This window comes from Bradyrhizobium sp. CCGB12 (assembly GCF_024199845.1).
Classification (GTDB): domain Bacteria; phylum Pseudomonadota; class Alphaproteobacteria; order Rhizobiales; family Xanthobacteraceae; genus Bradyrhizobium.
Window position 1 is genome coordinate 4679215 of sequence record NZ_JANADO010000001.1, and the last position, 19119, is coordinate 4698333.

Sequence of the window (19119 nt, forward strand, 5' to 3'; positions counted from 1 at the left end):
GCTCCCCAGAGCGCAGCCCCAAGAACGGTTCCGAGCGCGCCGAACATCTCGCCGGCTTGATCATGGCGCTGGCCCGCCGCGAAGGCATGAAGGCCGGCGACCGCTTGATCGAACAAAGGCTTGCGGACGCGCTGGACCTTTCGCGCGCGCCGATCCGGCTCGGGCTGAAGGCACTGGAAGCGGCGGGGCTGGCGCGCGGCGAGCCGCATCGCGGCTTCGTGCTGGCAAAGAATCCCACCAGCGGCGCCGCCCAGCCGGCACTCGCGGCTGTCAAGCGCAGCGAGCAAGTCTATGCGACCATCGCGGGCGACGTGCTCGCGAGCCGGCTGCCGGCCGACGTCACCGAGGCAGAACTCATGCGCCGCTATGGCCTCAGCCGGGCCGAGCTACAGCGGCTGCTGGACCGGATCGCCGCCGAGGGCTGGATCGCGCGTCTGCCGGGCTATGGCTGGCGCTTCGCCGAGACGGTCTCGAGTCCCGAAGCTCTGGCCAAGGCCATGGCGTTTCGCGCGGTGATCGAGCCGGCGGCGATCGCGCAGCCCGGCTTTGCGCTGCCGCAGGAGGTGATCATACGCTTGCGCGAGCGCCAACAGCGCGTTTTCGAAGGCGAGCTCGAGAAGATGACGATCGGCGAGATCTTTCACTCCGGTTGCGAATTCCACGAGGAGATCATCCGCGGTGCGGGCAACCCCTTCTTCCTCGAAGCGCTCAAGCGCGTGAACTCCATCAGGCGCCTGTTCGCCTATCGCAGCTTCGCCGACCGCGACGGCATGCGGCGGCACGTGCGTGAGCATTTGCGCCTGCTCGACGTTCTGGAGACGCGACGCTACGCCGAAGCGGCCGACCTGATGGCCCGGCACCTGCAACGCCCGCTGGTGGCGGGCTTGTCGTGACGGCTTGACGATCTCTCAGCGACGCAAGCCAGTCAACGCCGGCGACTCGCCTGGCAGCATGTTCGATCTGATATCGCTGTCCATGCGACTCGCATCCCGCTGGATGACGCCGGCGCCGAACGAGAGACTGAGATTAGAGGTCGGCTTGAACTCGACACCCGCGAACGCGCCGTAACCCGGTGCTGCGCCCGAGGTGAGTGGAGCGAGCGAGCTACCAATACCGTCACCGTACCTCACCGAATTGAAACCGGCGAAGAACGTGACGGGCATGCCGCCCGCGGACTTGGTGTTGTAGCCGAACTGCGTGCTATCATAATTGAGCGCGCTGAAATTGCCGGCGGGCGCGCCCTGGCTGAGGCCGCTCAAACCGAGATTGCCGCGTTGGCTTCCGACAAAGAAGCCAGGCCGAAAATCGTAGCCTCCACCATCGCTGCCATTGAAGCTCGGAAAATTGCCGTAGCTGTCAGCGCTCTGGACGGCGGCGCTGCCGCCGAGGCCGAAAGGCCCGCCCGGGATCCAATATTGCAGGGGCGCGACTTGCGCATGCGCCGGCGCTCCGCCGAAGCAGAGCACGGCGAGGAGAGTTGCAAGACCGCAGGAACGAGCAAGGTTGGGCATACAGGCTGACCGTTAAAAGCTCCGCAAATTATACGCCCGGGACCGTGCAAATGCCAGTGACGCAACGCCGGTGATCACCCCATCCAGTTCCGGGATCACCTTTTCCTGACGCGTTGAACCTCCCCTGTGACGGGCTGACCCATTTGCAGGGGCACGCAGGCGCGCTCGTATTGTGAGTGCGCAGACCTCGAGAAGTGCTCGACATTGAATGGAGGCTGTCATGAATGTCGATTCCGACAGGTTGAATGCCTTTATGGGCAAGATGGTCACCGAATTCGGCGCGGCGATGAACTCATCGCTGGTGCTGCTCGGCGACAAGCTCGGTCTCTACCGCGCCCTCGCCGCCAAGGGACCGATGAACTCTTCCGAACTCGCAAGCGCTACTGGAACGAAGGAGCGCTATGTCCGCGAATGGCTCGCGAGCCAGGCCGCATCCGGTTACATCGAATACGATTCGGCCTCGAGCAAATTCTCGATGCTGCCCGAGCAAGCGATGGCGCTCGCCGACGAGGACAGCCCGGTCTTCCTCGGCGCGTTCGGCAACGTCATCGCCTCGACATTCCTCGACGAGCCGAAGATTACGGAGGCATTTAAGTCCGGCAAAGGCGTCGGCTGGAACCGGCGCAGCGAGTGCCTGTTCTGCGGCACGGCCCGCTTCTTCCGCACCGGCTACATGCATCACCTTGTGCAGGAATGGCTGCCCGCGCTCGACGGCGTCGTGGACAAGCTCAAGCGCGGCGCCAGGGTCGCCGATGTCGGCTGCGGTCACGGCGTCTCGACACGGTTGATGGCGGAAGCCTTCCCCAATTCGCGCTTCTACGGCTTCGACTATCACGAGGGCTCAATCGAAGCGGCGCGAAAGGCGGCGAACGAGGCAAAGCTGGGCGACCGTGTCAGCTTCACGGTTCATTCGGCCAAGTCTTATCCGGCCGAAGGCTACGATCTCGTCTGCTTCTTCGATTGCCTACACGACATGGGCGATCCGGTCGGCGCCATCAATCATGTGCGCGAGAGCATGGCGAAGGACGGCACCTGCATGCTGGTCGAACCGTTCGCGAACGACCGCCTCGAGGACAATCTCAATCCGGTCGGACGCGTCTACTACGCAGCGTCGACCATGATCTGCACGCCGGCCTCGCTCGATCAGGAGGTGGGCCTCGGCCTCGGCGCCCAGGCCGGCGAGGCCAGGCTGCGCAAGGTCGCCAGTGAAGGCGGCCTGTCGCGCTTCCGCCGCGCCGCCGAGACGCCGTTCAATCTGATCCTGGAGGCACGCATCTGACCCAACGGCGGACGTCGCGGCCAACGATGTCAGGCCGCGGCGCCCGTCCCCATGCCGAACGTGACCTGATTGCCGTCGGCATCCACGACGTCGAAGTCGCGCATGCCGTAGTCGCGGTCCTCCGGTTGATTGAGGAGCCTGGCGCCGCGTCCTGACACCTCGGCATAGATCCCGTCGACATCCCTGACGAAGACGCAAAGACCGCCCTGTCCGGGCAGCCGTTTCGTTGCGGCCGCCGCGAGCAAGTGCAGGCCGACCTCATCACGGCAAAGGCAGGCATAAGACGGAGGCTGGCCGTATTCGAACGTGACCTCGAAGCCGAGCACGTCGCGGTAATAAGCGAGGCTGGCAGTGATGTCGGAGACGACAAAAACGGTGGCGGATCCGGCCATCATCGGCTGTTCGTTGGTCATCAATCCTCCATCTCGCGAGCGATCTCCTGCACGCAACCTAGCATGCGCGCCCGAGGTCTTGTACCTGCCGGGCCGCAACATAAGCTGGGCCATCGCATGGCCGAAGCACGGAGAACCCGGTGACATCCGACAGTCCCGTCACTTACGAGCGCGCAGGCAACATCGCCCGCATCACGCTGCGCCGTCCGCCCGTCAACGCGCTGAGCCTCGAGGTCATCCGCGCAGTGGTCGCAGCTTTCCGCCGGGCGGCGGACGATCAGGACGCGCGCGTGGTCGTGCTGGCGAGTGCGGTTCCAAAACGCTTTTCGGCTGGCCTCGATCTCGACATCCTGCTCGGCAAGTCCGGCGCCCAGATCCGCGAATTCCTGCAGGCGCTCTATATCGACCTCTACGACGCCCAGTACGGGCTCGGAAAACCCTCGATCGCCGCCGTCGCTGGCGCCGCGCGCGGCGGCGGCATGACCATGGCGGTGTCCTGCGACGTCGTGCTGGCAGCCGAGAGCGCGACGTTCGGCTATCCCGAGATCGACGTCGGCGTGATCCCGGCGATCCACTATGCACATCTGCCGCGCATCGTCGGACGTCACCGCGCCTTCGAGCTGCTGTTCACCGGCCGCGTCTTCAGCGCCGCGGAGGCGCGCGAGCTCGGCGTGGTGAACCGCGTCGTCGGCGATGCGGAGCTCGAGGCCGAGGTCGCGAGGCTCGCGGCGCAGTTCGCAGGAAAATCAGCGGCGGTGCTGCGGATGGGCCGCGACGCCTTCATGCGCCAGATCGATCTCGATTATCGGCGCAGCATCGCAAGCGCCGTGGACGATTTCTGCAATGTCGCGACGTCGGATGAAGCGCAGGAGGGCTTGAGAGCGTTCGTGGAGAAGCGGCCGCCGAAATGGTGAGGCAGCAGGCTTTACGCGGTTTTGTCGAGAGTAGACGACGAATCGGCCGGCGGATATTTCGTCACCGGCACCATGAAGGATTTCGTGCCGACCTGGTAGATGACCCTGCCGTTCTGTCCGTCATCGGTCGAGATCTGCGCCTGCCCGAACATGATGACGTTCTGGTAGACGATGCCGGTGCCTTGGCGGGTGACGCCGTCAGTGGTGACGCTGACCTCGGCTTCCTTGCCATTGACCGAGAGCACCTTGAAGCTCGCGCTCTTGCCGTTGTCGCTGGAATAGCCGCCCCAGCTTCCCATGAGACGGCTATCGGACGCCGGCGGATCCTGCTTCTCGAGATTCGCTGTCTGCTTGCCAGCGCCGCCGGCCGAGAACAGCAGCACCATGTTCTTGCCGTCCTTGGTGCCGACCGTGACGCCGCCGAAGGTGATCAGCGAGCCATTGACCTCGGCAAACCCCCGCTCGGTATGCCCGTTATGGGTGTACTCCACCTGCGCCCGGGCGCCGCGGATGTTGACGACCTTGAAGCCGACAGGCTGATTGTTCCCCACCCAATTGCCCTTCCACTCACCGAGCAGCGCGCTCTGGCGGAAGACTCGCTCATTGGCGGGCGAAATCTGGCTGGTGCTCGATGTGACGATGGCCATTTGATTGCTCGGTGGACGGGTTCGGCAAACCCGCTCTCGTTCGTGCCCCGACAGCAAAGTCAAAACAGCGATCGGAAACGAACTGAAACAACCGGATTAGGGCCATGTGCCGGTTAACGAGCGGTTAAATTCAATGGCCGGCCGAGATGAGGCGAAAGGTCCCAACCCACGGGTGTGCCGTCAACGGCCCCAGCGATCCGACCAGATTTTCTCGCCGATCATGCAATTGACGCGCGGCTCCTTGTCCGAAACCCGCATCACGGGGCGCTCCGGCGTGCGGCCAGCGACCTCCATCAGCAGCTTGGTGCGGATCGCTTCCTTGAACTTGTCGCGGTCCTTGATCGTGATGACGAAAGAACCGGGACCGCCGATGACGCAGTCCTCGTAGTAGAAGTCGAGATTGTCGATATCCATGGTCGAGTAGGACGGCTCCTTGACCATGATCGGCAGACCGTTGATGACGATGCCCTTCTCGAGCGCGGCGTCGCGCGCCACCGTGACCGGGCCGCCATTGTTGTTGGGGCCGTCACCGGAAATGTCGATCACGCGACGCAGGCCCCGATACGGATCTTCGTCGAACAGCGGCATCGCGAACGTGATCGCGCCTGATATCGAGGTGCGCGAGGCACGCCGGATCGGCGTCTTCATGATCTCGGCGGCGACCGCATCCGCCGTCTCCGGTCCGTCGACTAGCCGCCAGGGAATGATGATCTTCTGATCGCTGGAGGCGGCCCATTCGAAATAGGTCACCGCGATCCGGCCGTTCGGACCGAGCTTCAGTGCCTGGAGGAATTCCTTCGACTGGATCGCCTGCGCGTAGCCTTCGCGCTGGACCGCGAGCTCGTCCATGTCCATGGAGTAGGAGACGTCGACCGCCAGGATCAGTTCGACATCAACTGTCTGCGCGTCCTTGTCGGCGGCCAGCCGCTGTGGCTGATTTTTGTGTGGCTCAGACTTGGGTGACGGCTCAAACCTGGGTCCCGGTGCGGCGATGCCTGCGACATCCCCTCCGGCAAGCACTCCGGCCACCAGCACAGCCCCGATCGAGAACAGCATGCGCATCGCAGTCTCCCGTCGTATGACGCGATGGTGACATGCAAACGCCTTGCCGCAAAGTGCGAAGATCGCTTGCGGTTCACATTCGAGTTAGGAATTCGCGCGCTTGGCGCAAAGCTGCCGCGGTGTTGCCGCGCTCGCGCCGTCGGAAGGCGAGCGATCGCACACACCCTCATTCCGGGGCGATGCGCAGCATCGAGCCCGGAATCTCGAGCTTCCGGGTTCTCGTTTCGCGAGCCCCGGAATGACAGCGCGATGTGGAGACACTGCCCTCGCCCACTTGTCCGGCACAATTTCCATGCTAGGCTGGCCGCACAGATGGGGATGGAGTCCCCCGACAACCGCCCGGCGGTCTGTGACCGTAGTGGGCTGATGACTCCTGCTTGAGGTGAGGCATTTGAGCCTCTGCCTTTGGCGGGAGCATGGACAAACCCGCCGATGGCGGGTTTTTTGTTGCCTGAAGACTTTGTTGCCTGAAGACGAAGGCCAAGGAGAACGCGAAGGCGTGACCACGACGACACCGAATGCTGCACGAACCACACTGCCCCGGGGAATCTGGGTGCTCGGCTTCGTCTCGATGCTGATGGACATCTCCTCGGAGATGATCCATGCGCTGCTGCCGATCTATCTCGTGACCGTGCTCGGCGCCTCCACGCTCACCGTCGGTTTCATCGAGGGCATTGCCGAGGCGACCGCCTCGATCACGAAGATCTTCTCCGGTGCGCTGTCGGACTGGCTCGGCCGCCGCAAGCTGCTCGCCGCACTCGGCTATGGGCTGGCCGCCCTCACCAAACCGCTGTTTCCGCTCGCGCCAAGCGTCGGATGGCTGGTGGCGGCACGCTTCATCGACCGCGTCGGAAAGGGCATTCGCGGCGCGCCGCGCGATGCGCTGATCGCCGATATCGCCCCGGTCGGCCTGCGCGGCGCGAGTTTCGGGTTGCGGCAATCGCTCGACACCATCGGCGCCTTCGTCGGACCGCTCGTAGCGATCGCCCTGATGTGGTGGACGGCGGACAACTTCACGATCGTGTTCTGGGTCGCCGTGCTGCCGGCCTTTCTGTCCTTTGCACTGATCGCCTTCGCCGTGAACGAGCCAGAGCCGGACCCGAGCCGGGAGCCAGCGAAGAATCCGCTCAATCTTGCCGCGATGCGGCAAGTCGGAGCGGTCTACTGGCGCGTCGTCGCGGTCGGCGTCGTCTTCACGCTGGCGCGCTTCAGCGAGGCCTTCCTGATCCTGCGCGCGCAGAACATCGGGCTCAACATGATGTGGGTGCCGGCGGTGCTGGTGCTGATGAACGTCGCTTATGCGCTGTCAGCCTATCCGGCCGGCGTGCTGTCGGACCGGATCAACCGCACCGGCCTGCTCGCGCTCGGCCTGGTCTTTCTCGCCGGCGCCGACCTCGCACTGGCCTTGCTCCCGAGCCTTCCGGGCCTCGCGCTCGGCGTCGTGCTGTGGGGGCTGCATATGGGACTGACGCAAGGCCTTCTCTCGGCCATGGTCGCCGATGCCGCGCCGCCGAGCCTGCGCGGCACCGCATTCGGCTATTTCAACCTGTTCACGGGGCTTGCCCTGCTGGCCGCGAGCGTGATCGCCGGTGCGTTGTGGGATGCCTACGGTCCGGCAGGCACGTTCCTGGCGGGGCTCGGCTTTGCGCTGATCTCGCTCATCGGACTACTCGCGGTCGGCAACGGACTGGCGGCAAGAGATCAATAATTTAGATCGCAAATCGGGGAATGAGGCGTTGAACACCCAATACATTCTGGCAGTCGCCGCCGGCGGAGCGCTCGGCGCGGTCGTGCGCTATCTCGTTGCAATCGGTTCGGGCCGCGCGTTCGGCACCGACTTTCCCTGGGGCACCCTGATCATCAACGTGACGGGATCATTTCTGATCGGCATCTTCACCGCGCTGTTCGCGACGAGATGGAACCTGCCGCAGGCCGGCCGGATCTTTTTGACGGTCGGGATTTGTGGCGGATACACGACGTTCTCGACGTTCTCGCTGGATGCCTGGTATCTGATCGAGCGGGGGCAGACGTTCGCGTCGGCTGTCTACATGATTGCATCGATGCTGCTGTCCGTGGGCGCGCTGATCGCCGCCTTGCAGGTTGTTCGCGCCTTTCCCTAGGTGGCACACGCGCGATCGGCGCATCCCTGCCCATCCGCAATGGCATGATGACGAGCGCGCCGGTCATCTTGGAGAAGCCCGGGCGCCTGCATAGGATGAGACGGCTAGAGCTCACCAGGGCCGGGGCGTTTCAGGAAACGATGAACGATACCGTTACCAAACCGAAAACCAGGACGAAGACCAAGGTCGAGCGGCCCAAGCTGCACAAGGTCATCCTGATCAACGACGATTACACGCCGCGCGAATTCGTCACCAGGATCCTCAAGGCCGAATTCCGCATGACGGAGGATCAGGCCTACAAGGTGATGATCACCGCGCACAAACTGGGCGTCTGCGTCGTTGCCGTGTTCACCAAGGACGTCGCCGAAACTAAGGCGACGCGCGCCACCGACGCCGGCCGCGCCAAGGGCTATCCGCTGCTGTTCACGACGGAGCCGGAGGAATAGGCCGCAAGCGTCTCTCGACTGCCATAGATCATCAGCAAACACCGTAAAACGGATGCGGGCCGGACAACGCAGCAACGTCCACTAGGCGCCTGCCAACGTGTCGCGCAAGTTGACGCGCACACCGTCCGGCTTGCTGACATAGAGATGGCTCTCCAGTACGGACTGCATGTTCTCAAACATCGAATAGAGATCGTCGCAATAGACTGACGGATTGTCGTAGCCGTTTCTCTTGGAGAAACGATGCGGAAGATAGCCTCCCCCGCAGGCGTTCATGAACTTGCATTGGCGACACTTCGCACAAAGATTGATTGAGGCATCGCGCGCCGCTTTCCAGCGCGGCTCATTCCTGACCTCATCGATCGCGTGATCGAAGATGTTGAACCCGGTGTTGGTGAAGCCGTCGCCTGCGATCCGCAGCACATCGTGGGCCTCCACGGTGCCGTCGGTCATCACGGTGCAAAGCTCGACAGGCTTGTGGCCCACGCCCTCGGTCGGTGAATTGTTGCCAAGCAGGGCGGTGATCATGTCCGAGATGATGCGGATGTCGGTCGCCGGCGTCGAGCGATTTGCCTCCAGCCACAGGTCGAACAGCCCCTTGTAGAAAGCGGCAATGGATGGCGGACTCTCATCCACCGTCGCATCGGGAATCATAATGTCGTAGTTGGAGATTCCACAGGCGGCGAAAAAATCGGCGTATTGCTGCGGCGCGTAAGCGGGATTGCAGACGGCCAGGGCAATGACGCCAATGTTGCGCGACACCAGCATGCGAACGGCACGTTCCACGGCAGCATGGGTGCCCGTCCCCTGAAACGTCCTGCGATGAAGGTCGTGAATATGCTCCGGTCCGTCCACGCTGATCGCAACCGAAATGTTGTGAGCCTCGAAGCAGGCCAGCCATTCATCATCGATCAACACACCATTGGTCGTGACCGCGATCGGTATGCCGCATCCGGTCCGCGATGAAATGGCCTCGCAGGCCTCGGCAAAGCGGTGGAAATTCTCGACGCCCCACAGCAACGGCTCGCCGCCGTGCAGAATGACGGGAAAATCGGCGAGCGAGAACCTGACGACGTGCTCCTCGATGCGCTGCAGCAGACGATGCTGCACGTCAGGGCTCATTAGCTTCGGCTTGGTGTAAACGGACGCGTCGCGAAACCAGTAACAATAGGAGCAGTCGATGTTACATCTCGTCGCGACCTTGACCAGCAATTGCGTGATCGGCTGATCCTGGAAGGCGACACAATCTGGACCGTCAGCCGACATGCCGACACCGAGGCGAGCTGGAAAAAGTTTATCTAGTACCCTCGAACGAATCCGCCTCGGCGGAACGCGCCCACGCCCGGAGCGTATGCCCCCCTGCGGAAGGCACCTGCGTTGGCGCCTTTAGCAAAAGCGGCTCGTCTGAAAGCAGCCTGGGTCGCCACAGGATCGTCGGAGACGACGCCCTGCCCCGCACCCTGTCCTCGCAGATCGTTCAGCAATGCGTCGATACCCTGATGGTCGCTCTGAATGGTTGCACCAGGCCCATGCAATTGGATGAGGCTAGCCAAAACCTTTAGCGTCGTAATCGGCATGATTATGCTCCCCTTTTTCGCGACGCAATGCAGGGATCGAACGAAAGGCCGGACTATCGAGCCGGCTGAGCAATGACGAACAATATACCTTTTCCATTGTTGCGGCAATGTGTCGGGACCCGGCTGGTCTGCTCCACCTCATGGAGCAGACATCGCTCCTGGAAAGACGCCCTAATCCATCACCACCGGCGTCTCTTCCGCCAGGCCGTACACGCGCTGCGCCTTGGAAAATCCTGCGATCGGAAATTCGCCGAGCTCGTGCCAATCGTGGCGGCAGACATTGGCGAACCCTTCCGACGCCACGACGGTTCGCCCCAGCCGCCCCGTGATCTTCTCCAGCCTTGCCGCGAGATTGACGGCGGGGCCGATGCAGGTGAAGTCCAACCGGTTGCCGCCACCGATATTGCCGTAGAGGATGTTGCCGACGTGCAGCGCCACGCCAAAGCGGAAGCGCTCGATGATGTCGCCTACCGGAAAGGCGAGCGCCTCGACGCTCGCGCGCGATTCACGCGCCGCCTCCAGCACGCGCGTGCAGACATGGGCGGCATCGCCGACATATTCGTCGATCGGAAATACCGCGAGCAAGCCGTCACCCATGAATTTCAGCACCTCGCCGCCGTGGCCGCGGATCGCGGTGACCTGGCAGTCGAAATAATGGTTGAGAATTGCGACCACCGTCTCGGCTGGCAGCCGGTCAGACAGCGCGGTGAAGCCGCGCAGATCCGAGAGCCAGATCGCGGCCTGCATGGTGTCGTTGTGACCGCGGCGGATCTGGCCGCCGAGGATGCGGGCGCCCGCGCGATTGCCGACATAGGTGTCGAGCAGCATCTCGGCCGTGCGGCGCAGGCTGATGATCTCGCTGACGCGCGCGAGCGGCGCCATGACGGCGCGGATCGCCGCGATGTCGTCGTCGCTGAAGCCGCCGGGCTGCCGTGTCATCCAGCTCGTCGCGTGGACCGAGCCGTCGAGGAACGGCAGCGGCACCGCGACATAGTCGGTCCCGCCTTCGGCGCGCATGTCGTTGATGATCGGAAACCGCTTGCTGTCGGGATCATCGACGCGTCCCCTCACCTCGACCCCCTGCTCGAATACGATTCGAAGCGGGCTCTGGGCAAATTCGGGGGTATCCAGGATATCGAAATCGACGGTGCCGATCTCGACCTCCCCGCCCTGCCGCCAGATGAAGTTGCGGCCGAAGATCTCGGGGTGGAGTGTGCGGATGAAGATGCCGAACCGCCACAGCGGCAGGCCGCCTACGACCAGACGTTCGCAGAAATCGGCGACCATCTCGGCCGGCTCTACCGACGACCAGGCGCCGTCGATCAGCCAGTTGGAGACGCGCTGAAGCTCGGAGCCGTTCATGGCCGCATTTGCGGACGAAGTTGTGGGCGCGTCAAGCTGCGCGGTGGCTGGTACCGCGACACGAACGCCGGCCTTCGGCGTCTTCACCTCTTCCCGTCGGGGAGAGGCGAAGAACTCAACGCCCGACCTGCCCGCGATCGCGCAAGAAATGATCCGCCAGCACACAGGCCATCATCGCCTCGCCGACGGGGACGGCACGGATGCCGACACAGGGGTCGTGACGCCCCTTGGTGAAGATCTCGGTATCGGCGCCCTTGCGATCGACGGTGAGACGCGGCTGCAGGATCGACGAGGTCGGCTTCACTGCGAAACGCACCACCACCGGCTGCCCCGTGGAGATGCCGCCGAGAACGCCGCCGGCATGGTTGGACAGGAAGCGCGTGCCGTCATTGCCGGTGCGCATCTCGTCGGCATTCTCTTCGCCGGTCAATTCAGCCGCGCCAAAGCCGGCGCCGATCTCGACGCCCTTCACCGCGTTGATGGTCATCATCGCACCGGCGAGATCGGAATCGAGCTTGGCATAGATCGGCGCGCCGAGGCCGGCCGGCACACCTTCGGCGACGACCTCGATGACAGCGCCGATCGAGGATCCACTCTTGCGGATGCCGTCGAGATAGCTCTCGAAGAACGCGGCCTTGTCCTTGTCGGGACAGAAGAACGGGTTCTTCGCGATCTCGTCCCAGTCCCACTTCTCGCGGTCGATCTTGTGCGGGCCGATCTGCACCAGCGCACCACGCACCTTGACGTCGGGCAGCACTTTTCGCGCGATCGCGCCGGCGGCAACGCGCATCGCAGTCTCGCGCGCCGAGGCGCGCCCGCCGCCGCGATAGTCGCGCAGGCCGTACTTCGCCTCATAGGTGAAGTCGGCGTGACCGGGGCGAAACTTGTCCTTGATCTCGGAATAGTCCTTCGAGCGCTGGTCGGTGTTCTCGATCAGGAGCCCGATCGGGGTGCCCGTCGTCACCTGCACGCCGGTCTCCGGATGTGCCATCACGCCGGACAGGATTTTCACCTGGTCCGGCTCCTGGCGCTGGGTGGTGAAGCGCGACTGGCCCGGCCGGCGGCGATCGAGATCCTGCTGGATGTCGGCCTCGGTGAGCGGGATCATGGGCGGACAGCCGTCGACCACGCAGCCGATTGCCACCCCGTGACTCTCGCCAAAGGTGGTGACGCGGAACATGTGGCCGAAGGTGTTGAAGGACATCGCTGCTCGCTGGCCTGTAAGTCAGCGCTGACTTAACTCGCCCTGAAATATGGGTCAAATATTCCCAGGGTCGTCATGGCCGGGCTTGTCCCGGCCATCCACGTTCTTGCCTGCCGAGAGGAAGAAAGTGCGTGGATGCCCGGGCCTTCGCCTCGCCGAAGCGGCTTCGGCCGCGCGGGCGGGACAGGCCCGGGCATGACGGCGGAGGGACGACGCGGCGCCGCCGTTAGCTGAACTTCGCTAGCCGCCCGTCCCGGAACACGTAGACGGCGCCCTGCTGGATGTAGAGCTCGGCGGCGCTGGCGGGGGTCTCGATCCCCAGGGCCACCATCAGGGCCCGGCAGGTGCCGCCATGGGCGACGGCGACGGTGTCGACCAGGAGCGACTCGTACCAATCGAGCATACGCAGCTGCACGGCCGCATAGGTCTCGCCGCCGGCGGGCGCGACCGTCCATTTGTCGGCAAGGCGCATTGCATAGACATCGGGATCGGACGCCTCGCTCTCGGCCAGCGTCAGCCCCTCCCAGGTGCCGTAGCCGATCTCCCGCAGGCGGTCGTCGAGCGAATAGTCGGCAAACGGGACGGCGAGCCTGCCACGAACGAGTTCCATGGTCTGGCGCGCACGCCCGAGCGGGCTCGACACGTAGGGCAGCGCCGCCTTGTCCTTGCCGTCGCGCCTGAACAGATCAGCCAGAACGTCAGCTGCATGCACCGCCTGGCCGCGGCCGCGTGCGTTGAGCGGGATGTCTTTGGCGCCCTGGAGCCGCCCGAGCGCGTTCCACTCGGTCTCGCCGTGGCGAAGGAAGTAGATCGTGGGCACGGGCATTCCAGCTAAAGGCTAGTCCTTCCCGCCGAACGAGATGTCCGGCGCGTCCGGGCGCTTCATGCCGAGCACGTGATAGCCGGAATCGACGTGGTGCACCTCGCCGGTGACGCCGCGCGACAGGTCGGAGAGGAAATACAGCGCGCTGCCGCCGACGTCTTCGGTCGAGACGTTGCGCCGCATCGGCGCGTTGTACTCGTTCCACTTCAGGATATAGCGGAAATCGCCGATGCCGGATGCTGCGAGCGTCTTGATCGGACCTGCCGAGATCGCGTTGACGCGGATGTTCTTCTCGCCAAGATCGGCGGCGAGATAGCGCACGCTGGCTTCCAGCGCCGCCTTGGCCACGCCCATCACGTTGTAATGCGGCATCCATTTCTCGGCGCCGTAATAGCTGAGCGTGATCAGCGAGCCGCCATCCGTCATCAGCTTCTCGGCGCGCTGCGCCACCGCGGTGAACGAATAGCAGGAGATCAGCATCGACTTGGAGAAATTCTCCTGCGTGGTGTCGACGTAGCGGCCGTCGAGCTGCTCGCCATAGGCGATCGCGTGCACCAGGAAGTCGATCTTGCCCCACTTCTCCTTCAGCACCGCAAAGGCGGCATCGATGGTCGCAGCGTCGGTGACGTCGCAATGGCCGAGCACGAGCCCGCCGATCTCCGCGGCGAGCGGTTCGACGCGCTTCTTCAACGCATCGCCCTGATAGGTGAAGGCGAGCTCGGCACCGGCCGCGTGGCATGCCTTGGCGATGCCCCAGGCGATCGAGCGGTTGTTGGCAACGCCGAGGATCACGCCCCGTTTGCCCTGCATCAGACCTGAATTCTGCGCCATTTTCTCAATGTCCCATCGAGCGGGTTGAGGTCTGGAGGTACACCAGCCCTCCCCTGCGGTACAGTCCTAATACGCGGCGTTAACGCTGTTTCGAACGCCGGAATAGCCGTTTCATTCGGGTGTTATGATGGTTGAGGGTTCGCGCCTGATACCGGGACGTCAAGACCGCAATGAACGCGTTTCGCCAGAGTGTGGAAGCCATGATCCCGGCGTTGCGCCGTTATGCGCGCGCGCTCACGCGCGATGCGGATGCGGCCGACGATCTGGTGCAGGATACGTTGGTGCGCGCGCTGCGTTCGGAGCGCCTCTTCCTCGGAGGCGACGTCAGGAGCTGGCTCTATACCATCCTGACCAACCTCAACAAGAACCGGCGGCGCTCGCTAGCAAGGCGGCCGCAATTCATGCCGCTGACGGAGAACAACCCGGATGCGAGCGGGACCGAGGCCGAAGGCCGCGACATCGAGAAGGCGCTGGCCACCCTCGTCGAGGAGCAGCGTTCGGTGCTGCTGCTGGTGATGCTGGAGGGCATGAGCTATCGCGAGGTCGCCGACATCCAGGGCGTGCCGATCGGCACCGTGATGTCGCGCCTGGCGCGCGCCCGTGCCCACGTTAAAGCCTCGCTGGAGGGCGAGCGCCCGAGGCTCAGGCGGGTGAAATGATGGCAGGTTTGATGCATCGCGTGTTGTCGCCCCAGCTGCCGATAGAGCGAACGACGTTGAGCCACGAAGAACATTTTGGGCCGCAAAGCCAGAGACGACCGATATGAACGACCGCAACATTCCGATCACCGAAGACGAGCTGCATGCCTATGTCGACGACGAGCTGCCGGCCGAACGTCGCGTCGACGTCGAGGCTTGGCTTGCCGCCCATCCTGACGAGGCCGAGCGCGTGCAGTCCTGGCGGGCCATGGCCGAGATGCTGCACGCCCGCTACGATTCCGTCGCGCAGGAGCCGGTGCCCAAACGGCTGGAGCTCGAGCGGCTGGAGCGTCGCCCCCGGCAATGGTTCTATGGCGCCGCCGCGGCTGTGCTGGTTGCTTTCGTCGCCGGCGGCACGGCCGGCTGGGTGGCGCATGGCGCCGCCAACGCGCCCTCCGCCTTCCGGAGTTTTACGACGGACGCGCTCGACGCCCACCGCCTCTACGTCGTCGAGGTCCGCCACCCCGTCGAAGTCGGCGGCAACGAGCGTGACCACCTTCAGGCCTGGTTGACCCGGCGCTGCGGCTGGAGCGTGTTCGCGCCGAACCTGGAGGCGAGTGGGCTGAAGCTCGTCGGCGGCCGGCTGTTGCCGGGGCCGAACGGTCCGGCGTCGTTCCTGATGTATGAAGGCGCCTCCGGCGAGCGGTACACGATCTACGCCGCCAAGACGGAGAATGGTGCGACGCAAATGCGTTACGCCAAAACGGACAAGGACGGCGCATTGTTCTGGGCCGAGCGCGGGGTCGGCTACGTCGTCAGCGGCGGCGGTGCCGACCGCGACCGGCTGACCAAGGTGGCGCAAGCGGTGTACGACCAAGCAGAGAAGAACGGCACCTGAGCAACCGCATAGAGGCGGTGCCTCGATTCCGTCATTGAAAATTTGGAATCAAGACATCGACGCGTCTCATTATCGCACCGGATGTTCACGAGAAAATGAGCAGCGTTCGATCCGCCGATCGACGCGGGCGGCCTCGATTGGGGTTTTTGGTACCGCGCTGGTCCCCCTCTCGAGGCCGCACCTATTTATCGGCTGCCCCGCCGGACAACCGACACGCCGAGCATATGAGCCGAGAAGCGCTATCACGCCTCGGGCATATGACGAGCATCATCTTGGCGGACGATGCTCAAGGCCTCTAGGAGAACCCCTTCATTGCGTTCGCGCCTAACCGAGCCCGCTACGTGGATTGTAGGGGTGTTGGTCCCGCCACTTTCCCATCAATGCCTCAAGCCCGGCATCGTTCCCGTCCGGTAGCATAATCCTGACGACGACGAAGAGATCCCCGGTTCCGCCAGCTTTCGGCAGTCCCTTGCCCTTGAGACGGAAGGTCCGGCCGCTGGACGTGTTTTTCGGGACCGAAAGCTCCACGGCATTGCCGAGCGTGGGCACGCGGACCTTAGCCCCGAGCACCGCCTCGTAGAGCGTAACCGGCAGGTCGATTCGCAAGTCGGCGCCCTCGACCTTGAAATGGGGGTGAGGCGCGATGTTGATGGTGATCAGGAGATCGCCGGGCGGATGACCGTGCGCACTTTCGCCCTGCCCCCTCAGCCGGATCTGCTGGCCTTCGGTGACGCCGGCCGGAATCTTGACGTTGAGCTCCTTGCCCGTGGGCAGCCGGACGCGCTTCTCGCCACCCTTGACCGCCTCTTCCAGTGAGACGGACATGGCGACGTTCACGTCGAGATCGAGCCCGATCCCGCCGGTGTCGAATTCGAAATTCCCGGCACTGCCGGCGCCGGGCCGCCCGCCACGGCCGCCCCCGAACATGCTGTTGAGGATATCCTCGAATGCGCCGCCGCCCTGGCCCGGGCCGCCGCCAGAGCGGAACGTATAGTTCTCGAACCCGCCCGGGCCCGCGCGCCCGCGGGGCCCGCCGCCACCCGGAAAGCCCTGGAAGCGCGGCTTGCCGTCGGCGTCGATCTCGCCGCGGTCGAACTGCTTGCGCTTGTCCTCATCGCCGAGAATCTCGTTGGCCGAGTTGATCTCGGCGAAGCGCTCGGCGGCCTTCGGGTCACCCTTGTTGCTGTCGGGATGGTGCTTCTTGGCAAGCTTGCGATAGGCGCTCTTGATCGCGGCAGCGTTGGCGCTCCGCGGCACCCCCAAGACCTCATAGGGGTCGCGCATCCGTCACGTCTCCTTCAAAGGATTCGAATTGATCAAAGGGCTCCCCGCCCCACCTGCGATCCATGTGGGGTCCGAGTGGCATTTTTGCAACTAGTCGGGCCAGCCGACGTTCTACGGTTCGAGCATGATCTTATCGGAGAACCGGTTCCCACTTCTTCCGGATCATGCTCAGCTCCGCCACGGCTTTAGCGTATGAATCTCCCAACGGCCACGACTGCTTTGGCAGCCTGCGCCCTGGAGCCAGCTTTCGGTGTTGCCGTTGACGTAGCTCGCCAGGAAGTCGCGGCACTTGCGGCCGTCCTCCGCGGCATAAGACTGCGCGATCGGAGTCACCGAGCCGCGCGCGCCGGTCTCCGGGTTCTCCCAGTGCTGGCTGGAATCCTTGTCGCCCTTGCTGAGGACGTCGGAAGCGGCGTTGCGGGCGAAGGCGAGATCGGTCTCGGTCGGCGGGGCGTCCCTCGCCTGCCGCGCGATCGAGCCGGTCAGGTCGCTGTCGTCGGCCTTGGCATAGGCGCGGCTGTCATTGCGGGAAAAGCTGCAGCCGCCGGCACCAAACCCGATCAGAATCATCGTCACGATGAAGCCGGACGGCCGGATCGCCGATAGGCCAACGCGTCCCCATGCCCTATATAGGGCGGTAGCGGTCAACAACGCGTTTTGGGCCGCGGGACGCAACTCGGACTCCGGACATGACCGACACGACCTCGATGAAACACCAGACACCCTTAACATCCGGTGATTTCACCGCCGCCGAGGAGCCATTTGCGTTGTTCGAGTCCTGGCTCAATGAGGCGCTCAAGAGCGAGCCGAACGATCCGAACGCGATGGCGCTCGCAACCGTCGACCCGGACGGGCTCCCGGACGTGCGCATGGTGCTGATGAAGGGCTTCGATGCCGAGGGTTTTGTCTTCTACAGCCACATCGCGAGCCAGAAGGGCCGCGAACTTGCCGCAAATCCTAAGGCAGCGTTACTTTTTCACTGGAAGTCGCTGCGCCGTCAGGTCCGCATCCGCGGCAACGTGACGCCGGTGACCGACGCGGAGGCCGATGCCTATTTCGCCACCCGGCCCAAGCAGGCTCAGATCGGCGCCTGGGCGAGCAAGCAGTCCGAGGCGCTGGAGAGCCGCTTCGCCTTCGAGCAGGCCCTTGCAAAAGTCGCGGCCAAATACGTCATCGGCGAGGTGCCGCGACCGCCGGGCTGGAGCGGGTGGCGTATCACGCCGGTCCGCATCGAGTTCTGGCACGATCGCCCATTCCGCCTGCACGACCGCATCGAATTTCGCCGTGACGCGGCTGGCCGGCCGTGGTCCAAGACGCGGATGTATCCTTGAGCCCTGCCGTCAGCTTCGGGCCGACCTGAAAGATGTCCATGCCGCATTCGTCGAACATGCCGCGTCGTACGCTGCTCCTGACAGGAGCCAGCCGCGGCATCGGCCACGCCACGGTGATCCGCTTCTCTTCGGCGGGCTGGCGCGTCATCACATGCTCGCGGCATCCTTTCCCGGAGGACTGCCCGTGGGACGCAGGACCCGAGGACCACATCCAGGTCGACCTCGGCAATCCCGAGGATACCGCGCGCGCGATCACCGAGATTCGCAACCGGCTCGAGGGCGGCACGCTGCATGCGCTGGTCAACAACGCCGCGATCTCGCCGAAGGGCCCGGGCGGCGGGCGGCTCGGCTCGGTCGACACCGATCTCGAGACCTGGACGCACGTCTTCCACGTCAACTTCTTCGCGCCGATCATGATCGCGCGCGGGCTGATCGAGGAATTGAAGGCGGCCAAGGGATCGGTCGTGAACGTCACCTCGATCGCGGGCTCGCGCGTGCATCCCTTCGCGGGCGCCGCCTACGCGACCTCCAAAGCCGCTCTCGCCTCGCTGACGCGCGAGATGGCCTCCGACTTCGGCCGCGTCGGCGTGCGCGTCAACGCGATCGCGCCGGGCGAGATCGACACCTCGATCCTGTCGCCGGGCACCGAGAAGATCGTCGACCAGCAGATCCCGATGCACCGGCTCGGCACCCCCGACGAGGTCGCCAAGATCATCTACGTGCTGTGCACGGACACCAGCTCCTACGTCAACGGCGCCGAGATCCACATCAACGGCGGCCAGCACGTGTAGGCTAGAACGGCG

At 64.3% G+C, this 19119-nt stretch carries 21 protein-coding genes and 1 riboswitch; of the genes, 10 read left to right on the forward strand and 11 right to left on the reverse strand.

Going from position 1 to position 19119, the window contains the following annotated elements; all coding sequences use genetic code 11:
* Nucleotides 1–62: 62 nt before the first annotated feature.
* Complete coding sequence (locus NLM27_RS21825; RefSeq protein WP_254145274.1) at nucleotides 63–893, forward strand: GntR family transcriptional regulator; 831 nt, start codon at nucleotides 63–65, stop codon at nucleotides 891–893.
* Nucleotides 894–908: 15 nt separating this feature from the next.
* Here NLM27_RS21825 and NLM27_RS21830 read toward each other — a convergent pair whose 3' ends face one another.
* A complete protein-coding gene (locus tag NLM27_RS21830; RefSeq protein ID WP_254145275.1) occupies nucleotides 909–1511 on the reverse strand; it encodes a hypothetical protein in 603 nt (200 codons plus the stop codon).
* Nucleotides 1512–1731: 220 nt separating this feature from the next.
* Between NLM27_RS21830 and NLM27_RS21835 the strand changes: the two genes are divergently transcribed.
* Nucleotides 1732–2790, forward strand: a complete 1059-nt coding sequence (locus tag NLM27_RS21835) for a class I SAM-dependent methyltransferase (RefSeq protein ID WP_254145276.1) — start codon at nucleotides 1732–1734, stop codon at nucleotides 2788–2790.
* A gap of 29 nt (nucleotides 2791–2819) precedes the next feature.
* On the opposite strand, the gene NLM27_RS21840 is transcribed toward NLM27_RS21835, so the two are convergent.
* A complete protein-coding gene (locus tag NLM27_RS21840) occupies nucleotides 2820–3203 on the reverse strand; it encodes a VOC family protein (protein WP_254145277.1) in 384 nt (127 codons plus the stop codon).
* Between the two features lie 119 nt (nucleotides 3204–3322).
* On the opposite strand from NLM27_RS21840, the gene NLM27_RS21845 reads away from it, so the two are divergent.
* Complete coding sequence (locus NLM27_RS21845) at nucleotides 3323–4096, forward strand: enoyl-CoA hydratase/isomerase family protein (RefSeq protein WP_254145278.1); 774 nt, start codon at nucleotides 3323–3325, stop codon at nucleotides 4094–4096.
* 11 nt (nucleotides 4097–4107) lie between these two features.
* On the opposite strand, the gene NLM27_RS21850 is transcribed toward NLM27_RS21845, so the two are convergent.
* Together NLM27_RS21850 and NLM27_RS21855 are read right to left on the reverse strand one after the other, a co-directional pair.
* Entirely contained in the window at nucleotides 4108–4743 is a 636-nt protein-coding gene (locus tag NLM27_RS21850; RefSeq protein ID WP_254145279.1) for a hypothetical protein, read from the reverse strand.
* A gap of 180 nt (nucleotides 4744–4923) precedes the next feature.
* Nucleotides 4924–5805 carry a DUF1194 domain-containing protein gene (locus NLM27_RS21855; RefSeq protein ID WP_254145280.1) on the reverse strand — a complete coding sequence of 294 codons (882 nt, stop codon included), beginning with the start codon at nucleotides 5803–5805 and terminating at the stop codon, nucleotides 4924–4926.
* A gap of 305 nt (nucleotides 5806–6110) precedes the next feature.
* A riboswitch (Fluoride riboswitch) is annotated at nucleotides 6111–6188 on the forward strand.
* A 116-nt stretch (nucleotides 6189–6304) separates the two neighbouring features.
* Here NLM27_RS21855 and NLM27_RS21860 point away from each other — a divergent pair.
* The 3 genes from NLM27_RS21860 (at nucleotide 6305) to clpS (ending at nucleotide 8371) form a co-directional block, all read left to right on the forward strand.
* Nucleotides 6305–7513 carry an MFS transporter gene (locus NLM27_RS21860; protein ID WP_254145281.1) on the forward strand — a complete coding sequence of 403 codons (1209 nt, stop codon included), beginning with the start codon at nucleotides 6305–6307 and terminating at the stop codon, nucleotides 7511–7513.
* Between the two features lie 28 nt (nucleotides 7514–7541).
* Nucleotides 7542–7925 (forward strand): fluoride efflux transporter CrcB, encoded by a 384-nt coding sequence (gene crcB / locus NLM27_RS21865; RefSeq protein ID WP_254145282.1) that lies wholly within the window; start codon nucleotides 7542–7544, stop codon nucleotides 7923–7925.
* A 140-nt stretch (nucleotides 7926–8065) separates the two neighbouring features.
* On the forward strand, nucleotides 8066–8371 hold the full coding sequence (gene clpS / locus NLM27_RS21870) for an ATP-dependent Clp protease adapter ClpS (RefSeq protein WP_254145283.1): 306 nt from the start codon (nucleotides 8066–8068) through the stop codon (nucleotides 8369–8371).
* 81 nt (nucleotides 8372–8452) lie between these two features.
* On the opposite strand, the gene NLM27_RS21875 is transcribed toward clpS, so the two are convergent.
* From NLM27_RS21875 to fabI, 5 genes are all read right to left on the reverse strand, one after another.
* Nucleotides 8453–9580 (reverse strand): radical SAM protein, encoded by a 1128-nt coding sequence (locus tag NLM27_RS21875; RefSeq protein ID WP_254145284.1) that lies wholly within the window; start codon nucleotides 9578–9580, stop codon nucleotides 8453–8455.
* A gap of 536 nt (nucleotides 9581–10116) precedes the next feature.
* On the reverse strand, nucleotides 10117–11307 hold the full coding sequence (locus tag NLM27_RS21880; protein WP_254148898.1) for an adenylate/guanylate cyclase domain-containing protein: 1191 nt from the start codon (nucleotides 11305–11307) through the stop codon (nucleotides 10117–10119).
* 115 nt (nucleotides 11308–11422) lie between these two features.
* The gene (gene aroC / locus NLM27_RS21885; RefSeq protein WP_254145285.1) at nucleotides 11423–12511 is read right to left on the reverse strand and encodes a chorismate synthase; all 1089 of its coding nucleotides are present in this window, start codon (nucleotides 12509–12511) and stop codon (nucleotides 11423–11425) included.
* Nucleotides 12512–12737: 226 nt separating this feature from the next.
* Nucleotides 12738–13337: a histidine phosphatase family protein gene (locus NLM27_RS21890; RefSeq protein WP_254145286.1), complete on the reverse strand. Its 600-nt coding sequence runs from the start codon at nucleotides 13335–13337 to the stop codon at nucleotides 12738–12740.
* 12 nt (nucleotides 13338–13349) lie between these two features.
* A complete protein-coding gene (gene fabI, locus NLM27_RS21895) occupies nucleotides 13350–14165 on the reverse strand; it encodes an enoyl-ACP reductase FabI (RefSeq protein ID WP_254145287.1) in 816 nt (271 codons plus the stop codon).
* A gap of 170 nt (nucleotides 14166–14335) precedes the next feature.
* Here fabI and NLM27_RS21900 point away from each other — a divergent pair, with 170 nt between their 5' ends.
* Together NLM27_RS21900 and NLM27_RS21905 are read left to right on the forward strand one after the other, a co-directional pair.
* Nucleotides 14336–14824 (forward strand): sigma-70 family RNA polymerase sigma factor, encoded by a 489-nt coding sequence (locus tag NLM27_RS21900; RefSeq protein WP_254145288.1) that lies wholly within the window; start codon nucleotides 14336–14338, stop codon nucleotides 14822–14824.
* Nucleotides 14825–14927: 103 nt separating this feature from the next.
* The gene (locus NLM27_RS21905) at nucleotides 14928–15701 is read left to right on the forward strand and encodes an anti-sigma factor (RefSeq protein ID WP_254145289.1); all 774 of its coding nucleotides are present in this window, start codon (nucleotides 14928–14930) and stop codon (nucleotides 15699–15701) included.
* A 324-nt stretch (nucleotides 15702–16025) separates the two neighbouring features.
* On the opposite strand, the gene NLM27_RS21910 is transcribed toward NLM27_RS21905, so the two are convergent.
* On the reverse strand, nucleotides 16026–16985 hold the full coding sequence (locus tag NLM27_RS21910; RefSeq protein ID WP_254145290.1) for a DnaJ C-terminal domain-containing protein: 960 nt from the start codon (nucleotides 16983–16985) through the stop codon (nucleotides 16026–16028).
* A 168-nt stretch (nucleotides 16986–17153) separates the two neighbouring features.
* Nucleotides 17154–17555, reverse strand: coding sequence for an RT0821/Lpp0805 family surface protein (locus NLM27_RS21915; protein WP_254148899.1), 402 nt, complete (start codon nucleotides 17553–17555; stop codon nucleotides 17154–17156).
* A 119-nt stretch (nucleotides 17556–17674) separates the two neighbouring features.
* Here NLM27_RS21915 and pdxH point away from each other — a divergent pair, with 119 nt between their 5' ends.
* Complete coding sequence (gene pdxH, locus NLM27_RS21920) at nucleotides 17675–18316, forward strand: pyridoxamine 5'-phosphate oxidase (RefSeq protein WP_254145291.1); 642 nt, start codon at nucleotides 17675–17677, stop codon at nucleotides 18314–18316.
* Nucleotides 18317–18354: 38 nt separating this feature from the next.
* Nucleotides 18355–19107, forward strand: a complete 753-nt coding sequence (locus NLM27_RS21925) for an SDR family NAD(P)-dependent oxidoreductase (RefSeq protein WP_254145292.1) — start codon at nucleotides 18355–18357, stop codon at nucleotides 19105–19107.
* Nucleotides 19108–19119 lie beyond the last annotated feature (12 nt).